The 12,351-nt window shown below is 70.2% G+C and carries 13 protein-coding genes; 8 read left to right on the forward strand and 5 right to left on the reverse strand.

What is annotated here, in order from left to right:
- Positions 1 to 92: 92 nt before the first annotated feature.
- Together NKI68_RS05300 and NKI68_RS23535 are read left to right on the forward strand one after the other, a co-directional pair.
- Positions 93 to 2,903, forward strand: coding sequence for an aconitate hydratase (locus tag NKI68_RS05300; RefSeq protein ID WP_254545666.1), 2,811 nt, complete (start codon positions 93 to 95; stop codon positions 2,901 to 2,903).
- 183 nt (positions 2,904 to 3,086) lie between these two features.
- A complete protein-coding gene (locus NKI68_RS23535; RefSeq protein ID WP_256562675.1) occupies positions 3,087 to 3,218 on the forward strand; it encodes a DUF7503 family protein in 132 nt (43 codons plus the stop codon).
- Here NKI68_RS23535 and NKI68_RS05305 read toward each other — a convergent pair whose 3' ends face one another.
- From NKI68_RS05305 to NKI68_RS05325, 5 genes are all read right to left on the reverse strand, one after another.
- The gene (locus NKI68_RS05305) at positions 3,219 to 5,342 is read right to left on the reverse strand and encodes a CHAT domain-containing protein (RefSeq protein WP_254545667.1); all 2,124 of its coding nucleotides are present in this window, start codon (positions 5,340 to 5,342) and stop codon (positions 3,219 to 3,221) included.
- Between the two features lie 4 nt (positions 5,343 to 5,346).
- Positions 5,347 to 6,054: a DUF7504 family protein gene (locus NKI68_RS05310; RefSeq protein ID WP_254545668.1), complete on the reverse strand. Its 708-nt coding sequence runs from the start codon at positions 6,052 to 6,054 to the stop codon at positions 5,347 to 5,349.
- A gap of 113 nt (positions 6,055 to 6,167) precedes the next feature.
- Complete coding sequence (locus NKI68_RS05315) at positions 6,168 to 6,956, reverse strand: enoyl-CoA hydratase/isomerase family protein (RefSeq protein ID WP_254545669.1); 789 nt, start codon at positions 6,954 to 6,956, stop codon at positions 6,168 to 6,170.
- A 55-nt stretch (positions 6,957 to 7,011) separates the two neighbouring features.
- On the reverse strand, positions 7,012 to 8,061 hold the full coding sequence (locus NKI68_RS05320; protein WP_254545670.1) for a S66 family peptidase: 1,050 nt from the start codon (positions 8,059 to 8,061) through the stop codon (positions 7,012 to 7,014).
- A 45-nt stretch (positions 8,062 to 8,106) separates the two neighbouring features.
- A complete protein-coding gene (locus NKI68_RS05325) occupies positions 8,107 to 8,331 on the reverse strand; it encodes a DUF7543 family protein (RefSeq protein WP_254545671.1) in 225 nt (74 codons plus the stop codon).
- Positions 8,332 to 8,382: 51 nt separating this feature from the next.
- Between NKI68_RS05325 and NKI68_RS05330 the strand changes: the two genes are divergently transcribed.
- The 6 genes from NKI68_RS05330 (at position 8,383) to NKI68_RS05355 (ending at position 11,991) form a co-directional block, all read left to right on the forward strand.
- Positions 8,383 to 8,814: a DUF8009 family protein gene (locus NKI68_RS05330; protein ID WP_254545672.1), complete on the forward strand. Its 432-nt coding sequence runs from the start codon at positions 8,383 to 8,385 to the stop codon at positions 8,812 to 8,814.
- A gap of 25 nt (positions 8,815 to 8,839) precedes the next feature.
- Complete coding sequence (locus NKI68_RS05335) at positions 8,840 to 9,091, forward strand: hypothetical protein (protein ID WP_254545673.1); 252 nt, start codon at positions 8,840 to 8,842, stop codon at positions 9,089 to 9,091.
- A gap of 438 nt (positions 9,092 to 9,529) precedes the next feature.
- Positions 9,530 to 9,790 (forward strand): DUF8028 family protein, encoded by a 261-nt coding sequence (locus NKI68_RS05340; RefSeq protein WP_254545674.1) that lies wholly within the window; start codon positions 9,530 to 9,532, stop codon positions 9,788 to 9,790.
- Between the two features lie 25 nt (positions 9,791 to 9,815).
- Entirely contained in the window at positions 9,816 to 10,805 is a 990-nt protein-coding gene (locus tag NKI68_RS05345) for an aldo/keto reductase (protein WP_254545675.1), read from the forward strand.
- A gap of 127 nt (positions 10,806 to 10,932) precedes the next feature.
- On the forward strand, positions 10,933 to 11,745 hold the full coding sequence (locus tag NKI68_RS05350) for an NAD(+)/NADH kinase (protein WP_254545676.1): 813 nt from the start codon (positions 10,933 to 10,935) through the stop codon (positions 11,743 to 11,745).
- Positions 11,746 to 11,811: 66 nt separating this feature from the next.
- Positions 11,812 to 11,991, forward strand: a complete 180-nt coding sequence (locus NKI68_RS05355; protein ID WP_254545677.1) for an FmdB family zinc ribbon protein — start codon at positions 11,812 to 11,814, stop codon at positions 11,989 to 11,991.
- Positions 11,992 to 12,351: the final 360 nt, after the last annotated feature.

A 12,351-nucleotide genomic window follows, 5' to 3' on the forward strand; every position in this document is an offset into this window, starting at 1 on the left:
AGCCGGACCGCTCGGGGGACGCTCCCGCCGAACGAACCGCCGGGCAACACATTCGGGGGATCACTGAAGGTCGCTCCTGGCGCATACGTCGCATGACCGGTGACAGTCCTCTCGGGGCGACTCGGGAACTCGACGTCGACGGAACGACCTACCGGATCGCCGACCTCACCGCGCTCGAGGACGCGGGGATCTGCGAACTCGATCGACTTCCCGTGAGCATCCGGATCCTCCTCGAGTCCGTGCTCCGGAACGTCGACGGCGACGAGATCACCGAGGCGGACGTTCGGAACGTCGCGTCGTGGGAGCCGGACGTGCCCGACGTGGAGCTTCCGTTCACCCCCTCGCGCGTCGTCCTGCAGGACCTGACGGGCGTTCCGGCCGTCGTCGACCTCGCCGCGCTCCGGTCCGCCGCCGCGCGCGCCGGCGAGGACCCGACCGTCGTCGAGCCGGAGATCCCCGCGGACCTCGTCGTCGACCACAGCGTTCAGGTGGACTACTACGGCTCCGAGGACGCCTACGAGCGGAACGTCGAACTCGAATACGAGCGCAACGCGGAGCGCTACCGGGCGCTGAAGTGGGCGCAGAACGCCTTCGACGACTTCCGGGTGGTGCCGCCGGGGACGGGCATCGTCCACCAGGTGAACCTGGAGCACCTCGGTCGGGTCGTCCACGACCGCGTGATCGACGGCGAGCGGTGGCTCCTGCCCGACACGCTCGTGGGGACGGACAGCCACACGCCCATGATCGGCGGCATCGGCGTCGTCGGGTGGGGCGTCGGCGGCATCGAGGCCGAGGCCGCGATGCTCGGCCAGCCCGTCACGATGACGCTCCCCGAGGTCGTCGGCGTCCGCCTCACCGGCGAACTCCCGGAGGGTGCCACGGCGACGGACCTGGTCCTCCACGTCACGGAGTCCCTGCGCGAAGTCGGCGTCGTGGATCGATTCGTCGAGTTCTTCGGCCCCGGCGTCGGGACCCTCACGGTCCCCGACCGGGCGACCCTCTCGAACATGGCACCCGAGCAGGGATCGACGATCAGCGTCTTCCCCGTCGACGAGGCGACGCTCGACTACCTCGAACTGACGGGACGGGACCCCGCGCACGTCGACCTCGTCCGCGAGTACCTCGACGCGCAGGGTCTCTTCGGCGAGCAGGAACCGGAGTACACCGAGGTCGTGGAGGTCGATCTCTCGACCGTCACGCCCAGCCTCGCCGGTCCCAGACGCCCGCAGGACCGCGTCGAGGTGAGCGACATGCGGCGGCACTTCCGCGAACTCCTCGCCGACGAGTTCGACGGACGCGCCGACGACGTCGACGAGGACGCACTCGCCCGCTGGATCGGCGAGGGGGGACGGGACTCCGGGGTCTCGACCGACGGCGGGTCGACCGCCGGGCAGGCGACCCAGCCTGCCGGGGGCCCGGACCTCGGCGAGTTCACGAAGCGCGTCCCGGTGACGATGCCGGACGGGTCGGAGACGGAGCTGGGGCACGGCTCCGTGGTGGTGAGCGCCATCACGAGCTGTACGAACACCTCGAACCCGTCGGTGATGATCGCCGCGGGCTTGCTCGCCAGGAACGCCGTCGAGCGCGGACTCGACGTGCCGGCGCACGTCAAGACGAGCCTCGCCCCGGGCAGCCGGGTCGTCACCGAGTACCTGGAGGCGTCCGGCCTGTCGACCTACCTCGACGACCTGGGGTACGACGTCGTCGGCTACGGCTGTACGACCTGCATCGGGAACGCCGGTCCGCTGCCCGAACCCGTCGAGGCGGCCATCGACGAACACGACCTCTGGACGACGAGCGTCCTCTCGGGCAACCGGAACTTCGAGGCGCGCATCCACCCGAAGATCCGGGCGAACTACCTCGGGAGCCCGCCGCTCGTCGTCGCGTACGGCCTCGCGGGGCGCATGGACGTCGACCTGGCGTCGGAGCCGCTGGGGACCGACGAGGAGGGAGAGCCGGTCTACCTCGCGGACCTCTGGCCGGACGCCGACGAGATCCGGGCGACGATGCGCGACAGCGTCGATCCGTCGATGTTCTCGGAGAGGTACGCCTCGGTGTTCGAGGGCGACGAGCGCTGGACCGCCCTCGACGCCCCGACCGGTGACGTCTACGACTGGGACGAGGCGTCCACCTACATCCGCGAGCCGCCGTTCTTCGAGGACTTCCCGCTCTCTGAGCCGGGGGTCGCGGACGTCGACGGCGCGCGCTGTCTCGCGCTCCTCGGTGACACCGTGACGACGGACCACATCAGTCCCGCCGGGCCGTTCGGCGCGGACCTCCCCGCCGGGCGGTGGCTCGAGGCGCACGGCGTCGAGCCCCACGAGTTCAACACCTACGGTGCCCGCCGCGGGAACCACGAGGTGATGATGCGCGGGACGTTCGCGAACGTCCGCATCGAGAACGAGATGCTCGACGGCGTCGAGGGCGGTTACACGATCCACCACCCGACCGGCGAGGAGACGACCGTCTTCGAGGCGTCGGAGCGCTACCGCGAGGAGGACGTCCCGCTCGTGGTGCTCGCCGGCGAGGAGTTCGGCACCGGATCGAGCCGCGACTGGGCCGCGAAGGGGACCGCCCTGCTCGGCGTGCGGGCGACGATCGCCGAGAGCTACGAGCGGATCTACCGCGACAACCTGGTCGGGATGGGCGTCCTGCCGCTCCAGTTCGACGGAGGCTCCCGGAAGTCGCTCGGCCTGACCGGATCCGAGGTGTACCACGTCCGGGGGCTGGACGACGGCCTGGCGGTGAACGACGAACTCACGGTCGTCGCGGAGCGCGAGGACGGCTCGACGGTCGAGTTCCCCGTGACCGCGCAGGTGGGGACCCCGGCCGCGGTACGCTACGTCGAACACGGCGGCATCCTCCACTACGTGCTCCGACGGCTGTTGACCGACGAGGAGTGAACGCCGATCGGGGGGCCGACCGGCGAGAGCGCCGATCGCCCGGTCGACGTGACCCCCGATCGGTTCGGCGACGCCGATCCCCCCACCCTGACGCCGCTTCCGACCTGTCCGTTATTTGCTCGTACGTATCTTAAAAAAGGTTAAGATATATTTATTGTATCAGTTGCCGATGTGTAAGTTGTCATGTCGGAACACGGCATCAAGCGGTACCTGGCAGAGAACCCGAAGAAGACCGGCGTCCTGTTCGCGATCCTGGTCCTGCTCTCGCAGGCGGGGAACGTATCGGCCATCGGATGCACTATCGGCGGGCCGTAACTACTCCAGCACGTCGTCGGCACTCAATTCGTCGCTCCACCTGAGTTCGCCGCGGGTGCGCACCGGGAACCGTTCGCTGTCGAAAACGCGGTCCAGTTCTTCGCGTCCGACCGTGAACTCGCCGATCTCCCCGACGTTCAGACATCCCCTGTCGTTGTCTTCGATCGTCGGGACGTACAACGCCCCCATGCCCGACCAGCCGGTGGTCGGGTAGCCGTACAGGCGAACCGAACATCGGTCCTCCGTGACGCTCTCTATCTCGGTAAACATCGGCGTTCCGCCCTTCCCCTCCGCCAGCACCACCTGTCCGTCGCCGACCACGGTGTACTGCCGTCCGGTGATCGTGTCGGTGCCGAGGATGTCGAGCGCGCCGGCAAGGGAGAACCCGGCGTTGAGCAGGCGGGCGAGGGTCCGCCCGACGCGCGTCGCGGGTTCGTTGCCGACGTTGACGAGCGTGACGACGCCGGCGATCGCGCCCGCCCGAACGAGGTGCATCCCCTGCGCGTAGGAGCGACAGGCGTTCAGGACGAACGCGCGCGTCCCGACGGCGTCGAGGGTCGCCGCGTCGAGCCAACCGTCGGCGCACTGCATCCCCCGCTCGTCGACGTGGCCGACGTAGTGGACGAAGTCGCGCTCCTCCGCGAGGACGTCGCGCAACTCGGCGCGGGTGAGGTCTTCGTACATCTCCACGTCGAAGGCGACGAACTCGCGAAGCCCGTAGAGGTCAGTCACGTCCGTCTCGGCGCGCATCTCCGGGGAGTTGCTGACGACCGCCACTCCGATCGGACCGCTCGGCTGCGCATCGAGGCGGCGCTTGCACGCCGCCAGCGTGGGCTTCGACGCGCCCACGGGGACGCCCTCGCCGATCCACGTCTGTTCGATGCTGTCGGTCGGATCGAGCCGGACGACGGGCCCTTCTTCGCCGGTCACCGGCCGCTCGCGGGCGTCCCCGGCGTTCCTGGATCCCACTCCCTGCCCCCCGGACCGACAGAATTCGTCGATAGTGGGGCTGCGAGGCCTGACGGCGACGGCCCGCGCGCTCGGACAGCGCACCTGCGCCAGGTCGGCGGCCGCGAAGGGGAGGTGCGCGACGTTCGCCGCCGCGGGAACCACGTCGACGGTCTGCTTCCAGGTCGGAACCGCCGGCTCGACGGCCGCGTAGGGGACCTCGAGGTACGCGGCGAGTCGCTCCGCGAGCGGCCGGTCGTAGAGGTCGGCGAGGTCGAGGTCGAGCCGCCCGGCCACCGCCTCCCGCTCGTGACACCGCACCGAGTAGAGCCCCTCCGTGCGCACGACGCAGTCGAGGGTGAACACCTGCGCGAGCGTCCGGTGGACCCGTCGCTCGAACTCGCGTTGACTCCCCCGGCCCGCCGGTTCGACGAGCGGGACCGTCGTCCCGGCGGTGACGAGGCGGGGAGTCGGTCCCGGCCGGACGGTCGCGTCCAGGTAGTGCGCGAGCGACGCCACGGGGAACACGTACCGCAACGCGGGAGGGACCTCGATGCGGACCTCGTCGCCCCGGCGTTCGAACCCCTCGGGGGCCGCGAACCGCTCGCCGAGTTCGACGAGCGGCGGGTGCCCGCGGAGGGTCGGCCACGCCCGCTCCGGCGAGGTCGTCTTCAGCGACGACCCGAGACAGGAGAGCGCACGCATCACGTCGCGCGGGTCGTCGGTAGTCGTGATCGTCGCCGCGGGGTACTCGTGGCGGGATCGCACGCCGAGGCGGACGTGGTCGGTGTCGGTCGCGACGATGCGCCGGCCGACGTCGTCGGTCGTCGTCTCGACGGCCCCCTCGACGGCGACGTAGACCTTCACCGCCAGGGAGGCGACCTCCACGACGTACGTTCCGGGGGGCACCCGCGCCGCGGCCCGGTTCGTCCCCTCGGCGACGGTCCGCCCGTCGGCGTTCCGGACGATGACGTTGACGTACTGCGGGATCCGGATCTCGGTGACGCCGAGTCGGACGGCGGCGTCGACCGGGAAGACGAACCCGTCGGTGTCCGTCGGCGTCGGCTCGACGGGGCCGTCCGTCCGAAGTACCGTGGTCACTCCCTGGATGTCGTCGGTGATCTCGACGCCGACGGGGTCGTCCGTTCCGCGTATCGTCAGAGTGCGTACGTTCACGATCCTACAGGAGCATCCACTCCGTGGTCCGATCGGTCGAGGTGAGCCGCCAGCGTTGCTCCGGCGGCCGTCCGTCGCGGTGGCGCAGGTCGACGCGGACGTCGAACGCGGACTGGAGCGCCCGCGTCTCGGCGGCGTCGTACTCGAGCGGGAGCTGACAGTGGCCCAGGCCGCTCGCCGCCCGTATCGACCGACCGAGCGCCGCGGCGAACGCCCGGGTTCGCTCGACGCCGTACGTGTCGAGCAAGATCCCGAGCGTGAGGACGCCGACGCGAAGGCGGCCGGGGACCCGCCCGACCGTCGAGAGGCCGTCCGCGATCTCCCGATCGAGCGCCGTTCGGAGCGCGAACAGTTCGTCGCCCGGCGCGTGCACGCCCTCCCCCGGCGTCTGGACGGCCGCGGGGGCCGCCGCTGCGCCCGATCGAACCGGCGTCGCGAAGTCGAGCACGGACACGTTCGGGGCGTCCCGGTCGAGGTTCCCCGGCAGATAGGTCCTCGCCTCGGCGAGTTCGCCGTCGACGAGCGCGAGGATGCGGTATCGGGGTAGCCGCGGCGAACCCAGCAGGTTGCGCGTCTGCCGGGCTCGAACCGCGTCCCCGACGCGACCCGCCACCAGCACGTGACACCCGCGTCGCTTGAGATCCCTCAGTTCGGCCGCGAACCGCGCCGCTCCGTCGTCCGCTCCCGCGTCACGACCCGTACGAGCGTCCATTCGTCTCATGTGTAACCACGAGAATAGATACGCCTTTCGACTATTCTCTGTCCGGTGTAATTCTCGATAGTTGCCTCTTCCCCTCTCGGTCGCCCGGGCGACCGACGGCCGTCTCAGCGCCCCTCGAACGTCGGCTCTCTCCCCTCGATGCGCGCGTCGAACCCCTCGATCCGATCCCGCGTCCCGTAGAGGTCGAGCGCCAGCGTCCGCTCGTACTCGAGGCCCGCGTCGAGGGGCACGTCGAGCGCCCGGTTGAGGGCGCGCTTCGCCCGTCGGAGTCCGAGCGGTGCCTTCCGGGTCAGGTCGTCCGCGAGCGCGCGGGCGCGGTCGTCGACGGCCTCGTCGGGGCAGACCTCGCTCACCAGTCCGAGACGGAGCGCCTCCTCCGGGTCCACGTACTCGGCCGTGAGGACCAGTTCCTTCGCCTTCGCCAGCCCCACGAGCCGCGGCAGCCGCTGGGTCGTCCCGCCGTGGGGGAACACGCCGAGTTCCACCTCGACGACGCCGTACGCCGCCTCGCGCCCGAGCACCCGGAGGTCGGCGGGGAGGGTTAGCTCGAACGCCCCGGCGACGGCCGCGCGCTTGACGCCGACCACGACCGGCTGGGGAAGCGCCTCGACGGCGTCCAGCAACTCGTGAAGGCGCTTCCCGATGACGGCGTGCTCCTCGCGGGTCGCGTCACGCATCATCTCGAGGTCCATCCCCGCGGAGAACACCGGTCCCTCGCCGAGGAGCGTCGCCGCCCACACGTCGTCGTCGTCGGCGACCCGACGGAACGCCTCGGTGAGGTCGTCGATCATCGCCTCGTCGATCGCGTTGCGCTTCTCCGGTCGATTCAGGACGACGTCGGCGCGCCGTCCGTCGCGTTCGACGCGCGCCAGGCCCGTGCCGACTTCTACCATGCGACTGCTCTCGGCGCGATCGACTTAGCCGTTCGCGCCAGGCCCGGGCGAGTCGTCACTCGAACGCGACGCGCTCGCGGCCGGGATCGACGACGACGCGCCCGCCGACGGGCACCGGTGCGTTCGGGTTCGTGTGGCCGAGGTCGAGATCGAAGACGACGGGCGCGTCGGGGTTGTACCGCTCCAGTTGTTCGCGTATCGCCCGACGCTGCTCCCGACGGTACCGAATTCGCGCCTCGGCCCCCGGGTCCTCGCGGTAGCTGCGAGCCTGCGCCCGGCCGACGAGCACGGCGTCGAATCGTTCGAGCAGGCCCCGCTCGCCCATGCACATGAGCGTCCACTTCACCTGCTCGGCGCTCGGTAGATCTTCCGCCGTTTCGAGGAAGAGTACGCACCCGTCGAGGCGCTCGGGGGCGGGCAGGTAGCGATCGGTCGCGAGGTGCCACCCGACGACGGGGAGGCAGCCGCCCCACAGCCGGCCGTCGACGCGCTCGCGCCCGCCGCGCCAGCGGAAGCCCTGCCCGCGCTCGTACGCCGGTTCGGCGTCGGCGTAGTCGCGTCGCGCCCAGTCGATCGTGTCGTCGGTCCACCGCTCGGCGGGGCGGAGTTCGCCGAAGGCGTCCCCGAAGAACGCTCGTCGGACGTGTCGCTCGGTGTACGCGGGGAGGTGTCCCGGCGCGGCGATCTGGTTCAGTAGCTGCGCGCCGTAGAACGAGACGATCCTCTCACGCCAGAGGTAGAGCGCGAGGTTCGTGTTGTCCGACATTCCGTAGAAGCGGGTCGGGTGCGCGCGTAGCACCTCGGGGTCGAGGTGCGGGAGGACGCGTAACTGGTCGTCGCCCCCGATGGTCGCGATCACGCCCGCGATCTCGGGATCGCGGAAGGCCGCGTGGAGGTCCGCGGCGCGCGCCTCGGGGTGGGCGGCGAGGAACTCGTCGCCCTGTCGCGCCGTCGGGTAGACGACGGGCTCGAGTTCGAACGTCTCACGGAGGCGTCGCAGCCCGAGTTCGAACACGTGGGGCGCGCGGGCGGCCCCGCCGCTGGACGGGCCGACGACGGCGACCCGATCTCCTGACGAGAGTGCGGGTGGGAGAGTGAACTGCACACTCCGCCCGTGACCGAGCCGTCAGTTACGCGTTTCGCTACCGCGTCACCCCCCGTCGTGCTCCTCGCGCCAGCGCGCGGCGACGGCGAGCGCGTCCGCCCGCGTCGGGACCGTCTCGCGCTCGTAGCCCGGGCCCTCGGGTGCCTGTTCGAGTCGGTCGAGCGTCACGGCCCAGCGGGTGTCGGCCGTCTCGCGCAGCGCGACGACGACGGTGCCGTCCTCGCGCGTCCACCGCGTCGTCCCGCGGTCGGTCGTCTCCGTCCAGTCCATGCGACCGAGAGCGGCGGCGGGGTTAAGTCGATCCCGGCCCGTGGCTGGATCGTGAGCGAGGACCCGACGGTCGTCCGGTCGCTCGCCGTCACGGTGGACGACCTGGTGGCCGCCTACGAGAGCAACCGCGCGGGCCGCCGGACGGTGCTCCGCGTCACGCCGCCGTACCACGCCCGGATGCGCGCCCGACTGCACGTCGAGCAGCGCGGCGACCCCGACGCGCTCCACCTCGATCCCGCCCGCCTCGTGGACGACGACGCGCCCGCCTACCCGACGCCCGAGGAGACCGAGGAACGCCTCCGCGAATCCGGGCGTGAGTACACCACCGAGGCGCACCACGACCTGCACGTCGAGGCGGTCGCGGCGTGGCGCGAGGCGGTCCGCGAGCACGTCGTCGACGAGGTGGAACTGGAGACGCCGGAGGGGCCCCACCGCGTGACCGTCAAACCGCTCGGCGTCGGGGGATCACAGCCGCCACGTTGATACGCCTCCCGCCGGTTGCTGTGGTATGCGCTCCATCCTCAGCTCCGGCGAACGCGAGGTCGCCCGCCGCCTCGCGGACGGGGACAGCTCCGAGGAGATCGCGGCCGACCGCGGGACGTCCGTCGAGGCGGTCGAGAAGGCGATCGACCGCATCGAAGAGAAGACCGAACGGGCGTTCGCCACGCTCGCGGAGAGCCCCGTCGCGGCCGACGTGGCGGCGACGCTCGACGAGGAGACGCGCGCGACGCTGCGCGACCGACTGGGAGACGTCCTGTAGCTGTTCCCCCTTCCCTCCCTCCTCCATTCTCCTCCCCACCTTCCTCTCCCCTTCTCTTCTCCACCTTCCTTTTCTCCTCCCTACCTTCCTCTTCTCCTCCCCACCTTCCTCTCCCCTTCTCCTCCCCACCCTCCTCTTCCCTTCCTCTCCGTCTCGGCGACGCTCGCCTCCTCGCCCTCCGCGGTGGTGCACGAACGGGGACGTGACGGGTCGAACGACGACCGGCGCGTCCGGCGATCGCCGTGAACGCCGACCGCGCACCTTCGGCCGAATCGACGATACAACGTTAGCGCGTTCGATGAAAGGTCTGCGGCGTTCTGCGACCGTCCCGTCGATATTCACGACCCGGATTACGTCGCCGGTGAAACGTCCGAATGGGGTCGAAAGTTCTCACGGATATATGATACTACACGTCCTCGACACTGTCGACGAACGCCCATGTCGACCAACACCCCGCTCTCGACGGATCGCCCTGCCGCCGATCAGTCGGGCCTGCCCTCCCTCGCCGCGCAGGTCCACACGGCCGTCCTCGGGTCGGTTCGCGCCCTCGCGTTCTGGCTCGCCGTCCTCCTCCCGCTGTGTTACGTCCCGCTGCTCGTGTTCGCGTTCGACGTCCCGTCGACGCGTACGGCGAGCGCGCTCCTCGTCGCGCTCAACGGCCTCGCGCTGATCGTCGGGCACGGACATCGCCGCGCCTAAGCCCTCCCCGGGCGACGGCCCGCACATGCCTCTGAGCACCGTTCCGCTCGGACGAACCGGTACGACGGTGAGCAGCATCGCCTTCGGGACGTGGCGGTTCGGCCGCGAGACCGACACCGGCGAGGTGGAGGTCGACCGCGACCGCGCCCACGAACTCCTCGACGCCTACGCCGCGGCGGGCGGGAACTTCGTCGACACCGCCGACATGTACGGCGACGGACTGAGCGAGGAGTGGATCGGCGACTGGCTCGCGGAGCGCGACCGCGAGGACTTCGTGATCGCCTCGAAGGTGTACTGGCCGACCCGCGAGGACGACCCCAACGGGCGGGGCATCGGGCGAAAACACCTCCGCCGGCAGATCGGCGTCGTCCTCGACCGCCTCGGCACCGACTACCTCGATCTCCTCTACTGCCACCGCTTCGACGACCAGACGCCCCCCGAGGAGTTCATGCGCACGCTCGACGGCTTCGTCGACGACGGGAGGGCGAACTACCTCGGTGCCTCGACCTTCGAGCCGAACGCCTGGGAGGTCGCCCGCGCGAACGAGATCGCCGACAGGCGAAACTACGAGCCGTTCACGATCGCACAGCCGCGCTACAACCTCGTCAACCGTGAGGTCGAGGGCAACTACGCGGACATGTGCGAGGCCTACGGGATGGGGATCTGCCCATGGTCGCCGCTCGCCGGCGGCTTCCTCACCGGGAAGTACGAGCGCGACCGCGACATGCCCGAGGGGACGCGCGGCGCGGAGAGCGATCGGTTCGCCGACCGCTACCTCTCCGAGGCGAACTTCGACGCCCTCGACGTGGTCCGCGCGGTCGCCGACGAAGTCGGCGCGAGCCCCGCGCAGGTGTCGATCGCCTGGCTCATGCACCACCCGCAGGTCACCGCGCCGATCGTCGGCGCGCGGACCGTCGAGCAACTGGAGGAGAACCTGGCCGCGGACGAGGTGTCGCTGTCCGACGAGCAGTTCCGGCGGCTGGCGGAGGCGAAGGAGTACTCGCCGATGGGCTGATACCGTCTGCCGTACGCCCGTCGAGCAGTTCGCCGCCCCGGGGTGGCGAGTCGCGTCACGACGGGACGGCGGACAGTGTGGGCCGGAACGACGCCCCTTTTTATCCGTCGGATGGTACTGCGAGTCGATGAGAGTCGGCATCGTCGCGCAGAAGGACAACGCCCGGGCCGCGGGGCTCGCGAGCGACATCCACGACGCGGTACCCGCCGAGGTCGTGCTCGATTCGGCGACGGCGGCCGCGACCGGGCTCGACGGGATCCCGGTCGACGAGATGGACGCGTGCGATCTCGTGGTGAGCATCGGCGGCGACGGTACCTTCCTCTTCGCGGCCCGCGGCGCGCGCGACACCCCGATCATGGGCGTGAACCTCGGCGAGGTGGGCTTTCTGAACGCCACTGCGCCCGAGGAGAGCGTCGAGACGGTCGCCGCCGTCGTCGACGCGTACGAGTCGGGGACGATGGACGTGCTGACGATGCCGCGCGTGCAGGCGACCGGCGAGGGCTGGACGCTCCCGCCGTCGCTCAACGAGGTGGTCGTGATGGGACGACAGCGCGGCCACGGCAACGGGATCGACGTCGAGACGCGCGTCGACGGCGCGCGCTACGCGGACGGGCGCGCCGACGGCGTCCTCGTCGCGACGCCCACGGGGAGCACCGCCTACAACCTCAGCGAGGGCGGCCCGCTCGTCCACTCGGCGACGGACGCGCTCGTCGTCACCGAGATGTGCGCCCGCGGGGGGATGCCGCCGCTCGTCGTGGACGCCGGGCGGACGGTGACCCTCCGGATCGAGGGCGGGAACGGAGCCGTCGTCGTCGGGGACGGCCGACTCACCCGCGAGATCGAACCGCCGGCCGAGGTGACGATTCGGCGCGCGGAGACGCCGCTTCGCATCGCCGGGCCGGACCTGGAATTCTTCGCCGCGCTCGGGAAACTCGACTGAGCGTCCGGGGACCGGGGTGCGCTGCCAACCCTTATGCCGACGCGTCCTCTCCGCTCAGGGGAGCACATGGGGATCTTCAGGGAACTCGGGCGGCAGGTCGAACAGTTCAAGGCGAGCGCGCGAACTGCGGCCGGAGGGAGCGCCGACTACCGGTGCGCGGCGTGCGACGCCCGCTTCGAGGGGCAGCGCGAACGGTGCCCGGAGTGCGGATCGACGGACGTCGAACCGACGAGCACGAGCGAGTAGCGTACGATCACGCGCCTAACGCGCGGATGGACGACGAACTGTACAACCGCCACTGGATGAGTGAGACGTGTTTCTCGGTGGTGAAACACTCATGTATGGTCGCGCCGTGCGAGCGTAGACATGGTACCGTGAGTTCAGAGAACCCGTCTCGATGTTCACTGTTTATACCATCGAACGCACCTCCTCACCACTATGATCCCGACGCCGTACCCCTATTCAACAAAGCAGAGGCAGTGATGGGGTTGACCCACTGGTGGTTAAACCGCAGAAGTACAGAGAAGAGCGACCTCTGATAACCGAGAATTCACTGAGCTGTTATCGTATTACCGTGGGTATTAACCGAATACGAATGGTCGGGTG

The sequence above is a fragment of the Halomarina pelagica genome, from assembly GCF_024228315.1.
GTDB lineage: Archaea > Halobacteriota > Halobacteria > Halobacteriales > Haloarculaceae > Halomarina > Halomarina pelagica.